Source organism: Bacillus sp. AFS002410 (assembly GCF_002556365.1).
Taxonomy (GTDB): domain Bacteria; phylum Bacillota; class Bacilli; order Bacillales; family Bacillaceae_G; genus Gottfriedia.
Window position 1 is genome coordinate 141392 of sequence record NZ_NUEU01000002.1, and the last position, 23524, is coordinate 164915.

19 protein-coding genes are annotated in these 23524 nt (G+C 33.6%); all 19 read right to left on the reverse strand.

What is annotated here, in order from left to right; all coding sequences use genetic code 11:
• Positions 1–95: 95 nt before the first annotated feature.
• The 19 genes from infB to hslV all read right to left on the reverse strand — a co-directional run bounded on the left by infB (position 96) and on the right by hslV (position 23517).
• Entirely contained in the window at positions 96–2270 is a 2175-nt protein-coding gene (infB, locus tag CN692_RS02665) for a translation initiation factor IF-2 (RefSeq protein WP_098117472.1), read from the reverse strand.
• 23 nt (positions 2271–2293) lie between these two features.
• Complete coding sequence (locus CN692_RS02670) at positions 2294–2593, reverse strand: YlxQ family RNA-binding protein (RefSeq protein ID WP_098117473.1); 300 nt, start codon at positions 2591–2593, stop codon at positions 2294–2296.
• Positions 2590–2859 (reverse strand): RNase P modulator RnpM, encoded by a 270-nt coding sequence (gene rnpM / locus CN692_RS02675; RefSeq protein ID WP_098117474.1) that lies wholly within the window; start codon positions 2857–2859, stop codon positions 2590–2592. The genes CN692_RS02670 and rnpM overlap by 4 nt, the downstream gene beginning before the upstream one ends.
• 8 nt (positions 2860–2867) lie before the next feature.
• A complete protein-coding gene (gene nusA, locus CN692_RS02680) occupies positions 2868–3992 on the reverse strand; it encodes a transcription termination factor NusA (RefSeq protein WP_098117475.1) in 1125 nt (374 codons plus the stop codon).
• A gap of 16 nt (positions 3993–4008) precedes the next feature.
• A complete protein-coding gene (gene rimP / locus CN692_RS02685; protein WP_098117476.1) occupies positions 4009–4482 on the reverse strand; it encodes a ribosome maturation factor RimP in 474 nt (157 codons plus the stop codon).
• A gap of 233 nt (positions 4483–4715) precedes the next feature.
• Positions 4716–9023, reverse strand: coding sequence for a PolC-type DNA polymerase III (locus CN692_RS02690; RefSeq protein WP_098117477.1), 4308 nt, complete (start codon positions 9021–9023; stop codon positions 4716–4718).
• Between the two features lie 161 nt (positions 9024–9184).
• Entirely contained in the window at positions 9185–10882 is a 1698-nt protein-coding gene (locus tag CN692_RS02695; RefSeq protein WP_098117478.1) for a proline--tRNA ligase, read from the reverse strand.
• Positions 10883–11038: 156 nt separating this feature from the next.
• Positions 11039–12295, reverse strand: a complete 1257-nt coding sequence (gene rseP / locus CN692_RS02700; RefSeq protein ID WP_098117479.1) for an RIP metalloprotease RseP — start codon at positions 12293–12295, stop codon at positions 11039–11041.
• A gap of 13 nt (positions 12296–12308) precedes the next feature.
• Positions 12309–13460 carry a 1-deoxy-D-xylulose-5-phosphate reductoisomerase gene (gene dxr, locus CN692_RS02705; protein WP_098117480.1) on the reverse strand — a complete coding sequence of 384 codons (1152 nt, stop codon included), beginning with the start codon at positions 13458–13460 and terminating at the stop codon, positions 12309–12311.
• 33 nt (positions 13461–13493) lie between these two features.
• Positions 13494–14282 (reverse strand): phosphatidate cytidylyltransferase, encoded by a 789-nt coding sequence (locus CN692_RS02710; protein ID WP_098117481.1) that lies wholly within the window; start codon positions 14280–14282, stop codon positions 13494–13496.
• A gap of 17 nt (positions 14283–14299) precedes the next feature.
• Positions 14300–15079 carry an isoprenyl transferase gene (locus CN692_RS02715; protein WP_098117482.1) on the reverse strand — a complete coding sequence of 260 codons (780 nt, stop codon included), beginning with the start codon at positions 15077–15079 and terminating at the stop codon, positions 14300–14302.
• Between the two features lie 188 nt (positions 15080–15267).
• Complete coding sequence (gene frr, locus CN692_RS02720) at positions 15268–15825, reverse strand: ribosome recycling factor (protein WP_098117483.1); 558 nt, start codon at positions 15823–15825, stop codon at positions 15268–15270.
• Positions 15826–15827: 2 nt separating this feature from the next.
• Positions 15828–16550, reverse strand: coding sequence for a UMP kinase (pyrH, locus tag CN692_RS02725; RefSeq protein ID WP_098117484.1), 723 nt, complete (start codon positions 16548–16550; stop codon positions 15828–15830).
• 91 nt (positions 16551–16641) lie between these two features.
• On the reverse strand, positions 16642–17526 hold the full coding sequence (gene tsf / locus CN692_RS02730) for a translation elongation factor Ts (RefSeq protein ID WP_098117485.1): 885 nt from the start codon (positions 17524–17526) through the stop codon (positions 16642–16644).
• 127 nt (positions 17527–17653) lie between these two features.
• Positions 17654–18352 (reverse strand): 30S ribosomal protein S2, encoded by a 699-nt coding sequence (rpsB, locus tag CN692_RS02735; protein ID WP_056470859.1) that lies wholly within the window; start codon positions 18350–18352, stop codon positions 17654–17656.
• A 599-nt stretch (positions 18353–18951) separates the two neighbouring features.
• On the reverse strand, positions 18952–19716 hold the full coding sequence (locus CN692_RS02740) for a FliA/WhiG family RNA polymerase sigma factor (protein WP_098117486.1): 765 nt from the start codon (positions 19714–19716) through the stop codon (positions 18952–18954).
• Positions 19717–20754: 1038 nt separating this feature from the next.
• Complete coding sequence (codY, locus tag CN692_RS02745; RefSeq protein WP_098117487.1) at positions 20755–21534, reverse strand: GTP-sensing pleiotropic transcriptional regulator CodY; 780 nt, start codon at positions 21532–21534, stop codon at positions 20755–20757.
• Between the two features lie 34 nt (positions 21535–21568).
• Positions 21569–22960, reverse strand: coding sequence for an HslU--HslV peptidase ATPase subunit (gene hslU, locus CN692_RS02750; RefSeq protein ID WP_098117488.1), 1392 nt, complete (start codon positions 22958–22960; stop codon positions 21569–21571).
• 11 nt (positions 22961–22971) lie between these two features.
• Positions 22972–23517 carry an ATP-dependent protease subunit HslV gene (gene hslV / locus CN692_RS02755; RefSeq protein ID WP_098117489.1) on the reverse strand — a complete coding sequence of 182 codons (546 nt, stop codon included), beginning with the start codon at positions 23515–23517 and terminating at the stop codon, positions 22972–22974.
• Between the last annotated feature and the right edge of the window lie 7 nt (positions 23518–23524).

Below are 23524 nucleotides of genomic sequence, written 5' to 3' on the forward strand. Positions count from 1 at the left end.
TAATCATTTGTGACCGGTTCACTTTTTCTTACATATAGCGACTTGCCCCTCTAATTAGCTTACTACGGGGGCAATGTGAGTCGCTTCATTTTTCGTTATTTACGTTTAATTTCTTCCATTACATAAGCTTCGATTACGTCGCCTTCTTTAATATCATTGTATTTCTCGATTGTAATACCACATTCGTAGTTTGTAGCTACTTCTTTAACGTCATCTTTGAAACGTTTTAAAGTATCTAATTGACCTTCAAATACAACAATACCGTCACGAATTAAGCGAACACCGCTATCACGAGTGATTTTACCATCAGTTACATAACATCCAGCAATTGTTCCAACTTTTGATACTTTGAATACTTGGCGTACTTCCGCTTGACCGATTACTTTTTCTTCAAATTCAGGGTCTAGCATACCTTTCATCGCAGATTCAATTTCTTCGATTGCTTTGTAAATAATACGGTGTAATCGAATATCAACATTTTCTAAATCAGCAGTACGTTTTGCATTTACATCAGGACGTACATTGAAACCAATAATGATTGCATTAGATGCTGAAGCTAAGATTACATCAGACTCAGTAATTGCACCTGCGCCAGTATGAATAATTTTAACTTTTACGCCTTCAACTTCAATTTTTTGTAATGAACCTGCCATCGCTTCAACAGAACCTTGAACGTCTGCTTTTACAATTAAGTTGATTTCTTTTACATTACCTTCTTGAATTTGAGCAAATAAATCTTCAAGAGATAATTTTGAGCTTTCGCTACGTTGTTGAAGAACTGCTTTTGAAGCACGAGCTTCACCAACTTGACGTGCACGTTTCTCATCTGCAAATACCATAAAGCGGTCGCCAGCTTGAGGAACTTCATTTAAACCAGTAATTTCCACTGGAGTTGATGGGCCAGCTTCTTTAATTCGACGACCTAAGTCATTTACCATCGCACGTACACGACCAAATGAAGTACCAACTACAATTGGATCTCCTACTTTTAATGTACCATTTTGAACTAATAATGTTGCAACTGAACCTTTACCTTTATCTAATTCAGCTTCAATTACAGTTCCTAGTGCTTTACGAGTAGGATTTGCTTTATATTCTTCTACTTCACTAACTAAAAGAATCATTTCAAGTAACTGATCAACACCCTCACCATTTAATGCTGAAATTGGAACAAAGATTGTGTCTCCACCCCATGCCTCTGATACAATACCGTGTTCAGTTAATTCCTGCATTACACGATCTGGGTTTGCAGCTTCTTTATCCATTTTATTCACAGCGATGATAATAGGTACTTCTGCTGCTTTAGCGTGGTTGATTGCTTCTACTGTTTGAGGCATAACACCGTCATCAGCTGCTACAACGATAATTGTAATATCAGTAACTTGTGCTCCACGTGCACGCATTGTAGTAAATGCCGCGTGACCAGGAGTATCTAGGAATGTAATTTTCTTTCCTTCGATGTCAACTTGGTAAGCACCGATATGTTGAGTGATACCACCTGCTTCTCCAGCAGTTACTTTTGATTTACGAATATAGTCAAGTAAAGTTGTTTTACCATGGTCAACGTGACCCATAATTGTTACAACTGGTGGACGTTCTTCTAAAGAAGCTTCATCATCAGCTTCATCAATAAAGCCTTCGAATTCTGTTTCATCAACAATTACTTCTTCTTCTACTTCAACACCATAGTCACTTGCTAATAATTCTATTGTGTCTTTATCAAGGTCTTGGTTAATTGTTGCCATAATACCAAGCATGAATAATTTTTTAATTAATTCTGATGGTTCTTTACCTAATTTTTTTGCAAGCTCAGATACTTTTAAAGAACCTGAGAAAATTATTTTATTTGATGTATTATCGGTCGAGTTATTTTTATGATTCATATTTTGAATGCCTTTCTTTATCCCTGTCGTTTGTCGATCTTCATTTTGACTGCTTTGCTTTTGGCTATCAGTCTTTTTCTTTTTATTACTGTTCTTTTTTGACTTTACTTCCGTTTCTTCTAGTTGATAATCTTCTTTGAAATCAAGCTCTTCACTAACTTCTACATTAAATGCAGGAATTACCTTAAAAGAAGGTTTAGCTTTTTGGGGTTGTTTTATCTCAACAGTTTTAGGTTGAAAACTCACATTTAACTTTTCAACAATATCTTCTGCAATTGTGGCCATATGATTCTTTACTTCGATTTTTAAATCCTTGAGTCTTTCAATAATTTCCTTACTTGAAACATTTTGCTTTTTAGCATACTCATAAATTCTAATTTTCGTCATACGTTCACCCCCAGATTAGTCCATTAATTTAATAATGTCTGAAGTTTTGTTGCAAATCCTTGATCAGTAATTGCAACGACCACGCGAGCATCTTTCCCAATTGCGTGCCCTAATTCATATCGATTTTCAACATAGCAAAGCGGTGTATTGTAATAAGTTGTTTTGTCTTTTATTTTCTTCGCGGTTAAATCGGAAGCATCCTTTGACAAAATCACTAGCTTTGCTCTTTTTTGCTGGACCTCTTTTACAACTAACTCCTCGCCTGAAACCACTTTTCGAGCTCTAGCTGCAAGTCCTAATAATGACAAGCCTTTATCTATCATGTAGGATCCTTTTCAATAAAAGCAATAAGTTCATCATATAAGCTAGTATCAATTTTAGCGTTTAATTGCTGTTCTAAAGTATTTTTTTGTTGAGCTAGTTTCACAACTTCAACAGATTTTGTTAAGTACGCGCCACGACCCGATTTTTTACCACTTGGATCAATTGACACTTCTCCTTCTTTAGAACGCACAATTCTTATTAATTCTTTTTTTGGTTTCATTTCTTGTGTTACAACACACTTACGTAATGGGATTTTTCGATTCATGAGTTTACTCACTCCTCATTAAAGTCGTCAGCGTAAGCTTCAAAACCATCATTAGAAACTGTTACTTCTTGTGCTGGTGATGTATAGTCAATCCCAATTTTATCTGCATCTGACTGTGATTTAATATCAATTTTCCATCCAGTTAAACGCGCAGCTAATCTTGCATTTTGACCTCTTTTTCCAATTGCAAGAGACAATTGGTGATCCGGCACAACTACAGTAGTTGCTTTATCATCTTCATTAACTAAAACTCTAATGACTTGTGATGGACTTAATGCATTTGCTACAAATTCTACTGGATCTGAAGACCAACGTACGATGTCAATCTTTTCACCTTTTAATTCATTCACGATTGATTGAACACGTTGCCCTTTTTGACCTACACAAGCACCTACTGGATCTAAATCTGGATTTGATGTATAGACTGAAATTTTAGAGCGGTCTCCAGCTTCACGAGCTACAGAACGGATTTCTACAACTCCATCATATATTTCAGGTACTTCAGTTTCAAATAAACGTTTTAGTAATCCAGGGTGTGTACGTGATACAAAAATTTGTGGTCCTTTAGACGTTTTTTCAACTTTTGTAACAAATACTTTAATGCGGTCATGGATTTTGTATTTCTCAGTTGGAATTTGTTCTGTTACAGGAAGCACTGCTTCTATTTTACCTAAGTTAACATAGATTGCTCGAGAGTCGATACGTTGTACTGTACCTGTCATCATATCTTCTTGACGATCAATGTATTCAGAGTAAATTACACCGCGTTCTGCTTCACGAACTCTTTGTGTTACTACTTGTTTAGCAGTAGTTGCAGCAACTCGTCCAAAGTCTTTTGGAGTCACTTCTAACTCAATGACATCTCCAACCATAAAGTTTGGATTATGCGTTTGAGCTTCTTCAACAGTAATTTCTAAACGAGTATCAAACACATTGCTTACAACTTCTTTTCTTGCAAATACACGAATTGAACCATTATGTAGGTTAAAATCAACTCGAACATTTTGTGCTTGATTAAAATTACGTTTATAAGCAGAAATTAAAGCCGCTTCAATCGCTTCAATTACCACATCTTTGCTAATTCCTTTTTCTCTTTCAATTATTTCTAATGCTGTTAATAACTCCGAACTCATTAAAAGTACCCCCTACTTAGAAAAACGTAACAGCAAGTCTTGCACTTGCAATTTTTGGTGTTGGAATTGTAATCATTTTTTTTCTCGTTTTAATCGTTAATTCTAACTGAACTTCCTCTGACGTATAGGATATTAATTTTCCTTCGAATTTCTTTTCGTCAAGGATTGGCTCGTAAGTTTTGATGAAAACTTGTTTTCCAATCGCTTTGATAAAGTCCTGTTCTTTTTTTAATGGACGCTCAGCACCTGGTGATGAAACATCTAAGAAGTAAAGATTTTCAATTGGATCTTTTTCATCTAATACTTCACTAAGTTTTTCACTTACTCCGGCACATTGTTCCAAATCAATTCCATTCTCACTATCTATAAATACTCGAAGGAACCAGTCTTTTCCTTCTTTTACGTATTCTACATCAACTAATTCTAATCCTAGTTGTTCAATTATTGGTTGCGCTAATTCCGTTACAACCTCTGTGACCTTCTTACTCAAGAAGTATCCTCCTTCCAAACATAACAAGATGAAAATTCCCTGCTATTTAGCAGGGAAATTATCTTTAGTATTTCCAATTTACACAATAATCGTAACCTAAAATTAAGGTAAAAATCATCGGTAAAAGATGAATTGGGTAATAAGAAAGAGCAGGTTCCCCTGCTCTCCAAAAAAAATCCCGTGCTAAATCACATCTGTATTTACTATACCATAATTCCCAAGTTTTGCAAACTTTAAAAGCCATCGAATAGTGATAATTGATTTTGATCTGGTAAATTTTGTAAACATCCTTGTTTATCTAGATATTCTAATACTGTTTTAGAAATTTTACTTCTTTGTTGTAAATCTTCTTTTGAAAGGAATTCACCGTCTTCTCTTGATGATACAATATTTTTAGCAGCATTCGTCCCTAATCCCGGTATCGAATTGAATGGAGGTAATAACTTATTACCATTTACTAAAAATTCATCGGCACTTGATCGATATAAATCCATTTTTTCAAATGAAAAGCCTCTTTCACACATTTCTAACGCTAACTCAAGTACAGTCATTAAACTTCTTTCTTTAACTGATGCATCTAATCCCTTTATGGCAATTTCTTCAATTTTTACTTTGATCGTACTTGGACCTGCGATCATTGCTTCAATATCAAAATCTTCTGCACGTACTGTAAAATAAGCAGCATAATAAAGAATTGGATGATGTACTTTGAAATAAGCAATTCGTACTGCCATCAAAACGTATGCAGCAGCATGCGCTTTCGGGAACATGTACTTAATTTTTTTACAAGAATCAATATACCATGCAGGAACTTTATTATTTCTCATTTCCTCTTCCCACTCTGGTGGTACACCTTTACCTTTACGAACAGATTCCATTATTTTAAATGCTAATGATGGATCTAATCCTTGATAAATTAAATAAACCATAATGTCATCACGACAACCAATTACTTCAGATAGAGAACATGTTCCGCTGTTTATTAACTCAGACGCATTTCCTAACCATACATCGGTACCATGTGATAAACCTGATATTTGAACTAGTTCAGAAAATGTAGATGGCTTCGTATCTTCTAACATTTGACGAACGAATTTTGTTCCAAATTCAGGAATTCCATAAGTACCTGTTTTACAGCCAATCTGTTCTTCTGAAACACCTAATGGCTCAGGTCCCGCAAATATTTTCATTACTTCAGGATCATCAGTAGGAATTGTTTTTGGATCAATTCCACTTAAGTCTTGAAGCATACGGATAACGGTTGGATCATCGTGTCCAAGAATATCAAGTTTTAATAAATTATCATGGATTGAGTGGAAATCAAAATGAGTCGTTTTCCATTCAGACTTTACATCATCTGCTGGGAACTGAATTGGAGAAAAATCATAAATGTCCATATAATCTGGTACAACGATAATCCCCCCTGGATGTTGACCAGTTGTTCTTTTAACACCCGTACATCCCATCGCTAAGCGATCGTATTCAGCCCCTCGTAAAGTCAGATTATGATCATTTGCATAGCCTCTTACATAACCGTAAGCTGTCTTATCTGCTACGGTACCAATTGTACCAGCACGATACACGTAGTCCTCACCAAATAGTACTTTTGTGTAGTTGTGAGCAGTTGGTTGATATTCACCGCTGAAATTCAAATCGATATCAGGAACCTTATCCCCTTTAAATCCAAGGAAGGTTTCGAAAGGAATATCATGTCCATCTTTTTTAAATGCTGTTCCACATTCTGGACAATCTTTATTAGGTAAATCAAATCCCGATCCTACAGATCCATCATTGAAGAACTCTGAGAGTTTACAATTTGGACAGACATAATGTGGTGGTAGTGGATTTACTTCCGTTATTTCTGTCATCGTTGCAACTAGTGATGATCCTACAGATCCCCTTGAACCTACTAAGTAGCCATCATCTAATGATTTTTTAACAAGTTTATGTGAAATCAAGTAAATTACGGCGAATCCATGACCAATGATACTTTTCAATTCTTTTTCAAGACGCGCTTCTACAATTTCAGGTAATTGTTCCCCATAAATCGACCTTGCCATTTGATAGCTCATATCACGAACTTCATCTTCTGCGCCTTCAATTTTTGGAGTATATAAGTCATCTTTAATTGGTTTAATATCTTCAATTAAACTAGAAATTTTTTGAGTATTTGTAACGACAATCTCTTTTGCTTTTTCTTCTCCTAAAAATGCGAAAGAGGCTAGCATTTCGTCAGTTGTTCTAAAATGAACATCTGGTAAGCGATGTCGATTTAATGGATTTGCTCCGCCTTGAGAACCAACTAAGATTTTGCGATAAATCTGGTCTTCTTTTTGTAAATGATGTACGTTACCAGTACCAACAACAATTTTTTCTACTTTTTCGGCCATTTTCACTAGCTTTGAGATTACTTCTCTTAAATGTTGTTCATTTCGAACAATTTCTAATTCTATTAAATGTAATAATGTTTCTGGTGGCAATACTTCGATATAATCATAAAACTCCATTAGCTTTTCTGCTTCTTCAGGAGATTTTTGAACACTTGCCTCAAAAACTTCACCTTTATCACAAGCAGATCCAACTAGTATTCCTTCACGATGTTTTACTAATAATGATCTAGGTACCCTTGCAACTCGATGATGATAATGAAGATGGGAATATGAAACAATTTTAAACAAGTTTTTTAGACCTATCTCATTCGTTGCAAGTAAAGTCGCATGTGATGGTCTTGCTCTTTTATACGCATCGCCTTTCCCCATATTATTATTTAGCTCGTCATGATAATTCATATCCTGCTCTGCTGCATCTTTAAGCATCTTTAGAAGCAAGAAACCAGTTGCTTCAGCATCATAAATCGCTCTATGATGTTGTGTTAAGTTAATATCGAATTTTTTACATAGTGTATTTAAGCGGAAGTTTTTAAAATCTGGATACAAGTTTCTAGCTAACTCAAGCGTATCAATTACACCGTTATTCGTAATACCAATATCAAACTTTTTAAAGCCCATTTGAATAAAGCCCATGTCAAATGATGCATTATGTGCGACAAGTATATCGTCACCCATCCACTCTTTAAATTCCCGAAGAATAACGTCTACATTTGGAGCATCTTTAACCATTTCGTCTGTAATTCCGGTTAATTCGATTGTAGTTGCGCTTAAAGGGTGATGTGGATTTGCGAATCGTTCAAATCGGTCAATAATTTCACCTTTATGAATCTTAACAGCAGCTAATTCGATAATCGTATCGTAAACCGCTGATAGTCCAGTTGTCTCTACGTCAAATACAACATAGGTTGCTTCCTCTAATGAGACATGAGATGGATTATATGCTGTTGGAACACCATCATTTACTAGATTTATTTCAACACCATATAATATTTTCACACCAAGTTTTTTACCTGTTCCAAATGCTTCTGGGAAGGACTGTACAACTGCATGATCCGTGATCGCAATCGCCTCATGTCCAAACTTACTTGCTTGCTTAACTAAGTCTCCTGCTGAAACTACTGAATCCATTTGGCTCATATGAGTGTGTGCATGTAACTCGATTCTGCGCTCACCTTCTGGGGCCTTATCCTTCCGTTCTTCAGGAGTAATCTCATTAATATCATTTGCCATCATCACTAAATCACGTACAAATGTATCATTTTGTACTGATCCTCTAACTTTTAACCACATACCCTTTTTGATTCTATTTAACATCGGGATATCTTCTTTGTCTCTAGAGAACATTTTCACTAGTATTGAGCTAGTGTAATCTGTCATTTTAAACGTAATTAAGACCCTGCCACTTTTAAGTTCACGTACTTCTGAATCAAATACATAACCTTGGACTACAACACGTTTTTCTTCTTCAATGATTGATGAGATTGTATTAATTTCTGTTTCCTTAATATAATAACCGACTACTAGAGGACCTTGTGGTTCATCTCCCTCAGCCTCTTCTGCCTCTCTCTTATCTAATTCAACAAGTACTTCCATCGCTCTTTTGCGATCTTCCTCAGCCTTTTTCTCAAGAAACTCGGCTTTTTCTTCTACATTTTCAAGGATCGTATTTTCAAAAAACAATTTTGGAAAACCTACTTTTTGGTATAAGTCTTGAAGCTGAGGTACATATCTACTTGTAAATGTATTTTCTTCAATTAGACTATTTAAATTAATCGTTACTTTATTATTTTCAACTGAAGGTATTGCTCCTTCTATATGTTGTAAAATTGGAGATTTTGATTCAACTGATTGAATCATAAATGACCAATAATCGATTACTTTTTGTTCTTCAATAGTTAAGTTATCTGTTTTAATAACTACTGAAACATCTGCTATATGTTTAAACGTCCTTAATAAACTTGTAACAAAAACTTGAAACGTTGCAAAAGGTAAAACATTTTCTATTTTAAAAGTAAACTGCCATTTTTTTTCAGTTTTATTAACTTCAAGATTTACGATTTCTCCGTTTTTAAAATACAGTTCTCGCATTTCTTGAGGAAATTGAAGTTGATCTAATAATAGCTGAAAACGTTCCTCTCGAGTTTGTCCCATTCTTTCACCAACCTTTTAAAAAATTGCAATGAAAAATGCAATACATTTTTGAAATTATAAAAGTCTAGATTTTGACTAAAAATTGAAAGTACCTCTCAAAAAAGAGGTACTTTCATTATTTGTGTGCTCGTCAGCCTTTAAGAGGTCGACCCACTTTTATTTTATTTTAACATATTTATTTCATTCACAAGGTTAGAAATTTCTACTTCTTTACTAACTTGTCCATCTCTAGTTTTTAATTCTACAATTCCTTCTGCAGCTTTCTTACCAACTACTACACGTACAGGAATACCGAAAAGATCTGCATCTGCGAACTTAACGCCTACACGTTCATTTCGATCATCTAGTAATACATCTTGTCCAATTTCTTTTAATGTTTTATAGATATCATCCGCTAGAGTAACTTGCTCTTCATTCTTTGTATTTACAGTAATAACATGTACATCGAATGGTGCTAGATTTTTAGGCCATACAATACCTTTTTCATCATTATATTGCTCTACAATTGCAGCTAATGTACGAGATACACCGATTCCGTAGCATCCCATAATAATTGGATTTGATTTACCATTTTCATCAAGGAATGTTGCATTCATCGATTCAGAGTATTTTGTACCAAGCTTGAATACATGTCCTACTTCGATTCCTTTAGCAAATGAGATTGTACCATTACCGTCTGGTGATAGGTCACCTTCTTGAATAAATCTTAAATCTACAAAGTCTTTAACATTATAGTCGCGATATACAGTAACATTAATGTAGTGGTAACCTTCTTCATTTGCTCCACAGCAACCATTTACAATTCCTTTAATTGCTTGATCAGCTAAAACTAATAAATCAGATTTCACGCCGATAGGACCTAATGATCCGATTTCACAGTTCATTAGCTCTTTTACTTCTTCTTTAGAAGCAAGCTCTACCGAATGTGCACCTAAATAATTTTTCAATTTAATATCGTTGATTTCGTGATCACCACGAGCAAGAACTAAAACAAAATTTTCGTCTGCTTTAAAAATAATTGATTTAATACTTTTTTCAATCGGTAAATTTAAGAATTCAATAACTTCATCGATTGTTTTTTGATTTGGCGTTTCTACTTTTTGAACTTCTTCTAGCGGCTCGTCTGATGGTTCATAATTTGTAATAATTGGAGCCATTTCAATATTTGCTGCATAGTTAGATTCATTCGAAAACGCAATCGTATCTTCACCGATGTCAGATAACACCATAAACTCATGTGTATCTTTACCACCCATTGCACCTGAATCTGCTACAACCGCTCTGAAATTCAGACCACAGCGAGTAAATACATTACTATAAGCAGTAAATAGTCGATCATACACTTCATCTAAACTCTCTTGAGTCGCATGGAATGAATAAGCATCTTTCATTAAGAACTCACGACCACGTAGTAATCCAAATCGAGGACGTTTTTCATCTCGGAATTTAGATTGAACTTGATAAAGTGTAATCGGTAACTTTTTATACGATTTTAATTCATCGCGAATAATTGAAGTAACAACTTCTTCATGAGTTGCACCTAGAGCAAATCCTCTACCATGACGATCTCTTAATCGCATTAATTCTGGACCGAAATTTTCCCAACGACCTGATTCTTCCCATAATTCTTGTGCTTGCATTGATGGCATTAACATTTCCATCGCACCCGCATTGTTCATTTCTTCTCGAACGATATTCGCTACTTTTTGAAGAACTTTATTCCCAAGTGGTAAAAAACTATATATACCAGATGCATTCTGTCTAATAAAGCCTGCTCTTAATAATAACTGATGGCTTTTAATATCTGCATCTGATGGTACTTCGCGAAGGGTTGGACTATATACGATACTTTGTTTCAAAAGGATTCACCTCATATTTTTTCTTTTATTCTCAAATTCTTTTTTTACTAATAATGATAAGAATCCGCTCCCACTAAAAAAACGGGCTCACTAAGTCCGTTTTTTTAGCAAGTAAGACGCGGATTCTCATTACACGTTTAAATTAAACAGAGCTTCTTATAAGAATAATCTTTTAATATCGTTCCAAGTTACGATAATCATTAATAACATTAATAACGCAAAACCGATAAAGTGAACAACACCTTCTTTTTGGCGATCAATCGGTCTTCCTCTTAATGCTTCAATAGCAAAAAATGTCAGTCTACCACCATCAAGAGCTGGTAGTGGTAATAAATTCATAATACCAAGGTTGATACTTAAGAATGCTGCCCATTTCATTAAATAGAATATACCTGAATGTGCAGCTTGATCTGTCACTTGATAAATACCAACAGGACCAGAAAGATTATTAATAGAGAATTGACCAGTAACTAAATGGCCAACTGCTAAAACTATTTCTTTTGTCCAACCATACGTTTCAGTTATTCCGTATTTAATCGAAGAAAAAACATTTTTCTCAACTGGCGCATATACACCAATTAAGCCATTTACTTTATGATCAATTTCTTCTGATTTTGGCGTAACTGGAAGCGAAATCGTTTTGTTATCGCGTTTAACTTTAAATAATAATTCTTTTCCCGGGCTTTCTCTTACAACCTTAACTACTTCTGCCCATTTCGAAACTGAATGATTATCAATTGATAAAACTGCATCTCCTTCTTTTAGACCAGCCGTTTGCGCTGCACCTTTTGGAAGTAGCTTACCGATTTTTGCATCGTTAACAGGTGTTCCTTGAAGTAAACCTAGTAAGATGAAAATGACTAAAGCTAAAATAAAGTTCATCATCGGACCAGCAAAAATTGCAATCGCTCTTTTACCAACAGATTTACTATTAAATTGTCTGTTATACGGTGCAATTTGATGACCTTGTCCTTCACTATAAACGAACGCTTTTTCATTTACATTGAATTTAGAAACTTCTTCAGAACCTTCTTCTATTCCAATAATTTCAAGCTTATGCTCTAAATCAATCGAATCTACTTCAACAAAACGAAGGTCTTGGAAACGATCAAATTGATCAACAACAATCTTTGTTACTTCATTATTTGCATTAAATTGTAATCCGATATGTGAGCCAGGCTTAACTTGTACCATTTCCGGATCTTCTCCAGCATATCGAACATAGCCACCAAGTGGTAATAATCTTATTGTATATGTAGTTTCATTTCGAAAAAACGAGAAAACCTTTGGACCAAATCCAATTGCAAATTCTCTACATAATATACCAGCACGTTTTGCAAAATATAGATGACCTAGTTCATGAAAAAATACAAGTGCGCCAAAAATTACGATAAACGCGATTACTGTATTCATGTAATTACCACCCTTACTTTATTAGTGATGAAACGAATTGTCTTGTTTGATCATCAATGCTACGAATTTCTTCCAATGAAGGATTACTTATTACATTGTGTTTTTCAAGAGCATTTTCTATAAAATTCTCAATTTGTAAGAATGATATTTTCCCTTGAAGAAAAGCAGCTACTGCTTCTTCATTTGCCGCATTTAACACTGTTGGTAAACTACCACCTATTTTTCCAGCATGATAAGCAAAATCCAAACATTTAAACCTGTTAAAATCCATTTTTTCAAAATGAAGTGTCCCAAATTTAATTAAATCTAATGGTTTGTGATTTGCTACTGGTTTTCTTTCAGGATAGTTTAGTGCATATGCGATAGGGACTCTCATATCAGGTGTTCCTAATTGTGCCATTACACTACCGTCTTTAAATTCAATCATAGAGTGAATAACACTTTCTCTATGTAATACTACATCAATTTGTTCATATGGCATATTAAATAACCAATGCGCTTCAATGACTTCTAAACCTTTATTCATCATTGTAGCTGAGTCAATCGTAATTTTAGCACCCATTGACCAATTTGGATGATTTAGGGCATCTTCAATAGTAACATCTTTTAATTGATCTCTTGTCTTGTCTCTAAAACTTCCACCGGAAGCTGTGATGATTAATTTATGTATTTCATTTGGGTTTTCACCATTTAAACATTGGAAGATCGCCGAATGCTCACTATCAACTGGTAAGATTGAAACACCATATTTTGCTGCTTCTGCCATTACAATATGACCAGCCGTTACTAAAGTCTCTTTATTCGCTAGAGCGATTGTTTTACCACTTTGGATTGCTTTCATTGTAGGCACTAAGCCAACACTTCCAACGACTGCATTTACTAGAATTGTACTGTCTTCGTGGACTGCAACTTCGATTAGACCTTCTTCGCCATATAAAATTTTCGTCTTAGAAGGGATATCTAGCCCCGCTAGTCTTCTTGCTTCTTCTTTACTTGCAACTGAAACTAGTTTTGGATTAAATTCTAAAATTATCTTATATAATTCGTCAATATTTCTACCGGCAGAACATGCGACTAATTCAAAATCATTCGATTGATTTCTAATTATATCAAGTGTTTGAATACCGATTGAACCAGTTGCTCCGAGTAAGCTGATTTTCTTCATTCTCATATGTCTCCTTAAATACAAAAACTAATACTATAACGTAAATAATAAATAGACGATTGGCAATGTGAAAATGATACTATCAAATCTGTCTAAAATTCCACCATGACCAGGTAACAGGTTTCCTGAGTCCTTTACACCGTAATGTCTTTTATATGCAGATTGAACAAGATCACCTAATTGACCAAAAATAGATACTAAAACGGCTATTAGTACTAAATATAGTATATTATGATTTAAAGTTAACATAATCGATAAAATTACTGCAACAACTATGGCACAAATAATTCCACCTATTGAACCTTCAATCGTTTTATTTGGACTAATATCTGGCCAAAGTTTTGTTTTACCCATTGCTTTACCAATAAAATATGCACCCGAATCAGTTGCCCATATAACGAATAATGGGAAGAAAAAGTAAGCAATCCCCATATTTCTCATTTCGTACATATAGTGAAAACCAAAGCCTACATATAAACTACTTAATACTATGAAAGAAGCATCTTCAAAAGTAAATGTATTCTTTGTAATTACCGTATATGATAAAAGTAAGAGGATTAATACAATAGAAATTTCAGTTTTACCAATTTGATCTGGAAATACCTTATTTGACAGTTCATTAGGTATGATAGAAACCAATGTTAAAATTAATCCTAGTACCGTTTGTGCACTAGATAAATTAAACTTTTTCATTTTTATTAATTCAAAATAGCCGATTGTGCCTAAAGCAAATACAAGTATCCCAAACGGCCATTTACCAAATATTACTAATCCTAAAAATAATGCTCCAGCTATAACTCCTGTTATAATACGCTGTTTCAAATTCGTTCACCGCTTTCTTAAATACCACCATATCTTCTTGCACGATTTTGATATTCTTTCACTGCTTCAATTAAAGATTCTTCAGTGAAATCTGGCCATAATACATCAGTAAAATATAGTTCAGAATAAGCAATTTGCCAAAGCATAAAATTACTAATTCTTAATTCCCCACTAGTTCTAATTAACAAATCTGGATCTTTAAAATCACTCGTCATTAAATACGAATTAAACAATTCATCATTAATTTCTTCTTTATTTATTTTATTATCCGATACATCTGAAGAAATCTTTTTAACTGCATTTATTATTTCATCTCTAGATCCATAATTTAGGGCAAAGTTTAATACCATGCCTGTATTATTCTTTGTTTCCTCAACGGCCTTTAATATTGCTTCGGTTGTATAGCTTGGTAATTGCTCTTTATTTCCAGTCAGTCTTACTTGTACATTTTCCTCGATTAATTCAGGTAAAAATGTACCTAGAAATTCTTGTGGCAACTTCATTAAGAATTCTACTTCAGTTTTTGGTCTTTTCCAGTTTTCAGTTGAAAAAGCATATAGAGTTAAAGTCTTAATTCCTAAATTACTTGCAGTTCTTGCGATTTTTCGAACTACTTTCATTCCTTCGTAGTGACCCTTTACTCTTGGTAAACTTCTCTTTTGTGCCCATCTACCATTACCATCCATTATTATAGCAACATGCTCAGGAATTACTCCATCGACCCCATTTAATTGCGAACTTGGAGGTACATTTTTCTCTACCTTATTTCTTTTAAAAAAAGAAATTAATTTAAACATCTTTAATCCTCCGTTTAAGTATATCTAATTAAAGCATTGAGTAAAAAAACCCCCTTAAACAGAGGGTCTTTTTACTCAAAGCGCTTAGTTTATTTAATTATAATGCAATAATGAAATTATGTAATACCATAAAATGAAAAATTCATTATTTTTCTAAGCGCTAGTAAGATATACCTTGCAATGCAGTATTAAACTTCCATTATCTCTTTTTCTTTATCTTTTGAGATTCCATCGATTTTTTCGATATGTGAATCTGTCTGTTTTTGAATGTCTTCTACAAGACCACGTAATTCATCTTCAGTAATATCGCCATTTTTTTCTGCTTTCTTTAAATCATCATTTGCATCACGGCGAATGTTACGAACTGCAACTTTAGCATCTTCTGCTAATTTCTTTACACTTTTAACTAAATCGCGGCGACGCTCTTCAGTTAATGGTGGGAATGTTATTCTGATTACATTCCCGTCATTTGAAGGATTTAAACCTAAGTCAGCTTTTTGAATTGCTTTATCCATATCGTTAATTACAGTTTTATCATAAGGAGTAATTAATAATAATCTTGCCTCTGGCACTGAAATATTTGCCATTTGGTTAAGTGGTGTTGGAGCACCATAGTATTCAACTAAAACTCTATCTAAAATAGCTGGATTTGCACGACCAGCACGAACAGTCGCTAATTCTCTTGTGTAAGCTGAAACAGCTTTAGTCATTTTTTCTTTTGCTAAAGAGATGATTTGATTAGACATTTTTATTTCCCCCTTACGATTGTTCCAATATTTTCGCCAAGAACGGCACGTTTAATATTACCTTCTTCCATAATTGAGAATACAATTAGTGGAATGTCATTGTCCATACATAATGAAGATGCTGTTGAATCCATTACACCTAAACCTTCTTTTAATACGTCTAAGTATGTTAGTGTTTCGTATTTTACAGCAGTTTTATCGATTGATGGGTCAGCTGTGTACACTCCATCAACATTATTTTTTGCCATTAAAATAACATCTGCTTCGATTTCAGCAGCACGTAATGCAGCAGTAGTATCAGTTGAGAAATAAGGATTTCCTGTACCAGCAGCAAAAATGACAACACGTTTTTTCTCTAAATGACGAATTGCTTTACGACGGATATATGGCTCTGCAACTTGACGCATTTCAATTGATGATTGTACACGAGATTGTACACCAAGTGTTTCAAGACTATCTTGAAGTGCTAACGAGTTCATTACTGTACCTAACATACCCATGTAGTCTGCAGTAGCACGGTCCATGCCCATTTCGCTACCTGTTTTACCGCGCCAAATATTACCAGCACCAACAACAACTGCAACTTCAACATCTAGTTCTGCGATTTCTTTAACTTGCTCAGCAATTGATTTAATAACTGATGGATTAATTCCAAATCCTTGTCCACCAGCTAATGCTTCTCCACTAAGCTTTAATACTACGCGATTATACTTTGCTTTACTCATAATACCCTCCATTTAAGTACCTCTATGTATTTACGTTCTTTAAAAAATAGGGAACACATAGTGTCCCCTATTTTCATTCATAGTAACTAAATTAGTTACCTTTAACTTGATTCATTACTTCTTCAGCAAAGTTATCTTCACGTTTTTCTAAGCCTTCTCCAACTTCATAACGAACGAAAGATGTAACAGTTCCGTTAGCAGCTTTAACGAATTGACCTACTTTAACGTCTGGGTTTTTAACGAAAGATTGATCTAATAAGCAGATTTCTTCGAAGTATTTACCAATACGTCCTTCTACCATTTTAGCAACGATGTTTTCTGGTTTACCTTCGTTTAATGCTTGTTGAGTTAAAATTCCACGCTCATGCTCAACTTCTTCTTGAGAAACAGCATCACGAGAGATATATTTAGGGTTGATTGCAGCGATATGCATAGAAACGTCTTTAGCAACGTCTTCTTTAGTAGTTCCTTCTACAACTGAAAGAACACCGATACGTCCACCACTGTGTAAGTATGCACCAAATGCGTCAGCATCTGTTTTAGAAACTAGTTCAAAACGACGTAAAGAGATTTTCTCTCCGATTTTAGCGATTGAATGGTTGATGAAAGTTTCAACAGTTTCACCGTTTTCCATTGTTTGAGTTAAAGCTTCTTCAACTGTTGCAGGTTTGTTAGCAACAATGTGTTTAGCTAAAATAGAACCTAATTCTTTGAAACCTTCGTTTTTAGCAACGAAATCAGTTTCAGAGTTTACTTCGATTAGTACTGCATCGTTTCCAGAAACTTCAACGAAAGTTAAACCTTCAGCAGCGATACGGTCACCTTTTTTAGCAGCTTTTGCGATCCCTTTTTCACGAAGGTAGTCGATTGCTTTTTCCATGTTACCTTCAGTTTCAGTTAATGCTTTTTTACAATCCATCATACCAGCGCCAGTTTTTTCACGTAATTCTTTTACCATTTGTGCAGTGATTGCCATAGTATTCATCTCCTATATGTAAGCTTATTTTATTTAATCGTTTTATAAGGTAAACATTTTTTGATTATTTTAACCTTAAAAAAAGGTGATAAAAGGCTAAACCCTCTTATCACCTTTCAATTTCTCATTAAGCAGTTGTTTCTTCGCCTTGTTTCGCTTCAAGAATCGCATCTGCCATTTTTGATGTAAGAAGTTTTACAGCTCTAATAGCATCGTCGTTTGCTGGGATAACGTGATCGATTTCATCTGGATCACAGTTAGTGTCAACAATACCGATGATAGGAATGTTTAACTTACGAGCTTCAGCAACAGCGATACGCTCTTTACGAGGATCAACAACGAATAATGCATCAGGAAGTTGCTTCATGTCTTTGATTCCGCCTAGGAATTTTTCAAGACGTTCTAATTCTTTTTTAAGTTGAATAACTTCTTTCTTAGGTAACACTTCAAAAGTGCCATCTTCTTGCATTCTTTCGATATCTTTTAAACGTTTAACACGTTTTTGGATTGTTTGGAAGTTTGTTAATGTTCCACCTAACCAACGTTGGTTGATGAAGTACATTCCAGAACGAATTGCTTCGTCTTTAATAGCTTCTTGAGCTTGTTTTTTAGTACCAACGAAAAGGATGTTTCCACCTTCAGCAGCGATACCTTTCATTACGTTGTAACATTCTTCAACCTTTTTAACTGTTTTTTGTAGGTCGATGATGTAGATACCGTTACGCTCAGTGAAGATGTAACGTTTCATTTTTGGGTTCCAACGGCGAGTTTGGTGACCGAAGTGAACACCAGCTTCTAATAATTGCTTCATAGAAATTACTGACATTATATTTCCTCCTAATGGTTCTTTTTCCTCCGCTCGCGTCATCTTCTCCTATCACTCCCATACTGGGTAGCACCAATAAGAAAATCGGCAAGCGTGTGTATTAACACCATGGACTACTATATCATATGAAGAATTATTTATCAAGAGAAAACGAGAAATTATTGTCGAAGTTTCTACTCTCTTATTTTTGAGTTGATTAAAATTTGACGTTTCTTGACTAATTTCAAGTATAGAAAAGCCCAAGATTTTCTACAAATTATTTAATTGCTTCTATTAAAATAAATTTTTCTTTGTCACTTGAATTATTTTTTGATTGAATAAAATAACGATCAATCAAAATAGTGCAACCAACCCAATGAATGACATATTTATTTGATTCTAAAAGCAATATTATCAGTATAGGAATTTTTTGTTAATTTATTCAAAATTTATCTTCTATATTTTTTTCTTCAAAGAAAAAGCAAGAAACTTTGTCTGCTTCTCGCAAAATAGTAAAGATTACATTCTTTCATTAAAGCAAAATAATTAAATAACAATATAATAATGCCAACTACTTATTAAGAAAAAATTTAATCCATATGAAATTAAATTGAATAATACTAGTTATTACTAAAAAAATCCCTAAGTTTAAAAATTGCTTTTGCATGGATTTGAGAAACTCTAGATGTAGACAAGCTAATAATTGACCCTATTTCGGTAAATGTTAATTCTTCATGATAAAACAAGCTAATAACTATTTGTTCTTTCTCATTTAATTCAGCAACAATTGTCTCGGCTAACTGTTTAATTTGTTCGTCCTTCAGTAATTCCTCTTCTGGTGTTAATGTTTCGTTATTTCTAATCGTCTGGATAAAATTTACTTGTCCATCTCCATCATCTTTTATTTGGTCATCAAATGATAACATATTTGAAAAAAATACATCATTAATGACATTTACAACTTCTTTTGAGGAAAATCCAGTATATTGTGCAATTTCTTCTGGGGTGACTTTACGCTGAAGCGTTGGTTCTAGCTTTTCAATCGCATAATCAATTTTCTTAGCTTTATCTCTCGTAGTTCTAGGTAGCCAATCTTCTTTACGAAGACCATCCATTATATTTCCACTTATTCTAATTGAAGCATAGGTTTCAAACTTTAAATCCCTATTTGGATCGAACTTCTCTAATGCGTCATATAAGCCCATCATTGCAAAACTTCTTAAATCATCTCTACTGACATTTGAAGGTAATCTATGAGCTATACGATTAACTTGAAAATGAACTAATGGCATATAAATGCGAATTAACGCATCTCCTGCATTTACATCGCGATCCTCTATCCACGTTTTCCAATAACTTTGTGAAACATTTTTTTGAACTTGCAACACGTCTTTCACCTCAGCGAATTACCATATTATGTTGATAACTTGATTCCAATTCAACTCTTCATAGTTGAGTTTACTTACGATAATTAATTAGGCCATCAATGCATTAATAGAATTGAATCGTTGTGTTCTCACACGCCTTTTTTGTAGTCCTCTCTAAATTTATAATTAATTTTAAAGAGATTTTTTTATGTATTATAAATGCATTGCAACAATATACTGATGTCTTGTTTCATTTGTTCCATCACTTAAAATGTTATGCTAATTAAACCTTAATAAAGCGAAAAAATTATATGGTTATATCAATAACTAAATAATTTAGGTAATGAATATGAATCTATTAAAAAATTTTCGGCTTTCTTTAATAAGAATCAACTAAACCTTCAAGCTCAAACAGTATTTTAAATGCACACTACTTCTTTTAAAAAGCGATTATGTTTTCGCGTAAGTACATTACGAACTACACTTAATGTTTCACTTTTCTACTACCTTAAAAAAATTATAATATTAAATCCACCAAATTTATCCTCATAATCTTTAAGATAATGTGAAAATTTTTCTAATTTTTTTAAAACATTTCATTAAAATGAATGATACGTGTTAATTTTTTTAAAATAATTATTAAATTTTAGATTTCTATTTTAAGCACATAAAAATAATAAAATACTTAATAAAGAACTTTTTTAATCTAAATTGATTTTTCTCTTTTTTATATTTTGATTAAATTTAAATTCTAGAATGGCTTTTTCTAAAAATTGTATACGTTCAAAAGGCTAAATATTCTTTCATTATAACGTTACAATCGTGCCAATGTTTTTTCATAATAAAATAAACCGTCACAGTTTTGTATTTAATTTTTTACACAATATAAAAAATGATTTTGAAGAACTTATGTAGCTTCCAATTTTAATGAATTAGAGAATGCGATCGTATTTCCTAGATTCGCGTTCAAAGTTTTCATCTAACAATAGTTGAGTAAAAAATAAAAAACCTTTCCTCTAATGTTCCATAAGAGAAAAGGTTTTTATTTATTATTAATTAGTTAGATTTTAATTTTTCTAATTCTAATAAGAATTTATCATTTAGTACTTTAATATAAGTACCTTTCATTCCTAGTGATCTAGATTCGATAACACCAGCACTTTCTAATTTACGTAGTGCGTTTACGATCACAGATCTTGTAATTCCAACACGGTCAGCAATTTTACTTGCTACTAATAAACCTTCATAACCATTTAATTCTTCAAAAATATGCTCAATTGCTTCTAATTCGCTATAAGAAAGAGATGAAATAGCCATTTGTACAACAGCTTTACTTCTTGCTTCTTCTTCAATTTCTTCAGCTTTTTCACGTAGAATTTCCATACCTACTACTGTTGCGCCATATTCAGCTAAGATTAAATCGTCATTTTCAAAATCTTGATTAATTCGCGCTAGTACTAGAGTACCTAAACGCTCACCACCACCGATAATTGGAACAATCGTTGTTAAACCACCAGAAAATAAATCTTTATTTTCAACTGGGAAAGCAGTGTATTCACTGTTAATATCTATATTTGAAGAAGTTTCATTAATATTAAATAGGGTTTGAGTGTACTCTTCAGGGAATTGGCGATCACTGAACATTTTTTGCATACGCTCATTTTCGATTTTTTGGTGAAGACCATAACCTAATAACTTCCCTTTACGGCTTAAAATAAATACGTTTGATTCAATTACTTCTTCTAATGTATCAGCCATTTCTTTAAAGTTTACTGGTTTTCCTGCAGATTGTTGTAATAACTTATTAATCTTTCTTGTTTTTTCTAATAATTGCATCTTTCTAAATGCCTCCTATTTAATTGTACGTTTCCTATAAAATGAATTGACTTATGTCTTTATCTTTTGCAATATTTGCGAGTTTTTCATTTACGTATTGTGGTGTAATCATGATTGTTCCCATTTGAATCTCAGAAGCTTCAAACGATAAATCCTCAAGAAGTCTTTCCATAATCGTATGCAATCTTCTCGCACCAATATTGTCAGTAGTCTGATTAACATCAAATGCTATTTCTGCTATTCTACGTATAGCATCGTCAGAAAATTCGATTTGTATACCTTCTGTAGACAATAATGCTTTATATTGTTTAATAATTGAAAAATCTGGTTCAACTAAAATTCGAACAAAGTCATCAACAGATAGCTTTCCTAATTCTACACGAATTGGGAAGCGCCCTTGTAATTCAGGTATTAGATCAGAAGGTTTTGAAATATGAAATGCTCCCGCTGCAATAAATAGAATATGATCCGTTTTAATTGGTCCATACTTTGTTACAACTGTACTACCTTCAACAATTGGTAAGATATCTCTTTGTACTCCTTCTCTAGAAACATCTTGAGTAGAGTTTTGTTTACTTGCAATCTTATCAATTTCATCTATGAAAATAATACCTAATTGTTCAGCCCTATAAACTGCTTCCTGGGTTACTTCATCCATATCAATTAATTTCTGAGCTTCTTCATTTGTTAAAATTTTACGAGCTTCTTTAACGGAAAGCTTTCTTTTTTTAGTTTTCTTTGGAAATAAACTACCCAATGACTCTTGAAAGTTCATCCCCATTTGTTCCATTCCAGTTCCTTGCATGAAATCTAGCATTGGAGCTTGCTGTTGTTCTACTTCAACAGAAACAAGTTCATCTTCTAGTTTTCCAGATAAAAGTTGAAATTCTATATTTCTTCTTTTAGACGTTAATTCTGTATCATTCTCTTCTTGCTCAGCATTCGAGTTTTGTGCATCTTGATTAAAAAGCATCTCAAGTGGGTTTTTAAATGAAGCTTGTTTTTTCATACTCGGTACAAGAAGTTTTACTAATCTAGTATTAGCATTTTTTTCAGCTTGTTCTTTCACCTTATTCATACGCTCTTCTTTTACTATTCGAATGGCAGTTTGGGTTAAATCACGAATCATTGATTCAACATCTCTACCAACATAACCAACCTCAGTAAATTTAGTAGCTTCAACTTTAATGAAAGGAGCTCCAACTAATTTTGCCATCCTTCTAGCAATTTCAGTTTTACCTACACCAGTTGGGCCAATCATTAATATATTTTTTGGTGAAATCTCTTCTCGGAATGACTCTTCAAGTAAACTTCTACGATATCGATTTCTGAGTGCAATTGCTACTGCTTTTTTCGCTTGTTGCTGTCCAACAATATATTGATCTAGTTTTTCAACAATTTGACGAGGCGTGAAAGAAGTACTCATAATACACTCTCCTATTCTAATTCTTCTAATATTATATTTCCGTTCGTATAAACACAAATATCACTAGCAGTCTTTAAACTTGCATAAGCAATTTGTTTTGCTGAAAGATTGTCACCTGCGTTTTCCTTTAATGCACGGCCTGCTGCAAGGGCGTAATTCCCTCCAGAACCAATTGCAAGAATTCCATCATCAGGTTCAATTACTTCACCAGTACCAGAAATTAATAATAATGAATTATGATCCATTACAATCAGTAAGGCTTCAAGTTTATGTAATACTCGATCTGTTCTCCATTTTTTTGCTAATTCAACAGCAGCTCGTTGAATATTACCATTATATTCAACTAACTTGCCCTCAAAAAGTTCGAATAAAGTAAATGCATCTGCAACTGACCCTGCAAATCCAGCTAAAACTTTTCCATTAAAAAGCTTTCTAACCTTTCTTGCAGTATGCTTCATTACTACTGCATTTCCAAAAGTTACTTGACCATCACCTGCCATGGCACTTTTTCCATTGTGGCTAATTGCGAAAATCGTTGTAGCATGAAAATTGGACATTTGAATC

Excerpts from the sequence above, each read along its gene's own strand:
- CN692_RS02670 (WP_098117473.1), bottom strand. The coding sequence starts at position 2,593 with ATGATAGATAAAGGCTTGTCATTATTAGGACTTGCAGCTAGAGCTCGA.
- frr (WP_098117483.1), bottom strand. The coding sequence starts at position 15,825 with ATGTCTAATCAAATCATCTCTTTAGCAAAAGAAAAAATGACTAAAGCT.
- codY (WP_098117487.1), bottom strand. The coding sequence starts at position 21,534 with ATGCAATTATTAGAAAAAACAAGAAAGATTAATAAGTTATTACAACAA.
- rpsB (WP_056470859.1), bottom strand. The coding sequence starts at position 18,352 with ATGTCAGTAATTTCTATGAAGCAATTATTAGAAGCTGGTGTTCACTTC.
- rseP (WP_098117479.1), bottom strand. The coding sequence starts at position 12,295 with ATGAATACAGTAATCGCGTTTATCGTAATTTTTGGCGCACTTGTATTT.
- nusA (WP_098117475.1), bottom strand. The coding sequence starts at position 3,992 with ATGAGTTCGGAGTTATTAACAGCATTAGAAATAATTGAAAGAGAAAAA.
- CN692_RS02690 (WP_098117477.1), bottom strand. The coding sequence starts at position 9,023 with ATGGGACAAACTCGAGAGGAACGTTTTCAGCTATTATTAGATCAACTT.
- tsf (WP_098117485.1), bottom strand. The coding sequence starts at position 17,526 with ATGGCAATCACTGCACAAATGGTAAAAGAATTACGTGAAAAAACTGGC.
- CN692_RS02715 (WP_098117482.1), bottom strand. The coding sequence starts at position 15,079 with ATGTTTAAATTAATTTCTTTTTTTAAAAGAAATAAGGTAGAGAAAAAT.
- hslV (WP_098117489.1), bottom strand. The coding sequence starts at position 23,517 with ATGTCCAATTTTCATGCTACAACGATTTTCGCAATTAGCCACAATGGA.
- infB (WP_098117472.1), bottom strand. The coding sequence starts at position 2,270 with ATGACGAAAATTAGAATTTATGAGTATGCTAAAAAGCAAAATGTTTCA.
- dxr (WP_098117480.1), bottom strand. The coding sequence starts at position 13,460 with ATGAAGAAAATCAGCTTACTCGGAGCAACTGGTTCAATCGGTATTCAA.
- pyrH (WP_098117484.1), bottom strand. The coding sequence starts at position 16,550 with ATGAGTAAAGCAAAGTATAATCGCGTAGTATTAAAGCTTAGTGGAGAA.
- hslU (WP_098117488.1), bottom strand. The coding sequence starts at position 22,960 with ATGAGTACTTCTTTCACGCCTCGTCAAATTGTTGAAAAACTAGATCAA.
- rnpM (WP_098117474.1), bottom strand. The coding sequence starts at position 2,859 with ATGAATCGAAAAATCCCATTACGTAAGTGTGTTGTAACACAAGAAATG.